Here is a 368-nt window from a genome sequence, read left to right as displayed (position 1 = left end):
GGATTTCGACGGCGGTGCCGGAGTCGACACCGTGGATTACTCGGGCTCGACGTCCGCAGTAAACATCAATGTTCGTCTAGGCACGGGCACGGCAGGCTCAGGCGGCGAAGCCGAAGGCAGCACATTGACGGCGATCGAAAACGTTATCGGCTCGGCTTTCAATGACGTCCTTACCGCGGGCCCTTACACCATCGTCAACGCTGTACGCCTGGAAGGCGCTGCGGGTGACGATATCTACAACATCAACATGGGCTACGCCCCGACCATCATCGAGCAGGCTGACGGCGGCAACGACGAAGTGCGCGTGTCGGTGATCAACCCTGCCAACACGTTCCTGGCGGCCAATGTTGAGCGCCTGACTTATGTAG

General features: G+C 59.8%; 1 pseudogene. It reads left to right on the top strand.

Annotation, left to right across the window (positions count from 1 at the left end):
* Positions 1 to 368: pseudogene (locus ALP40_RS25470) on the top strand (calcium-binding protein); the annotation flags it as partial.

It is taken from the genome of Pseudomonas viridiflava (genome assembly GCF_003702045.1).
GTDB lineage: Bacteria > Pseudomonadota > Gammaproteobacteria > Pseudomonadales > Pseudomonadaceae > Aquipseudomonas > Aquipseudomonas viridiflava_C.
The sequence above is the reverse complement of the archived record's forward strand: the minus strand, read 5'-3'. Positions and strand labels throughout refer to the sequence as shown.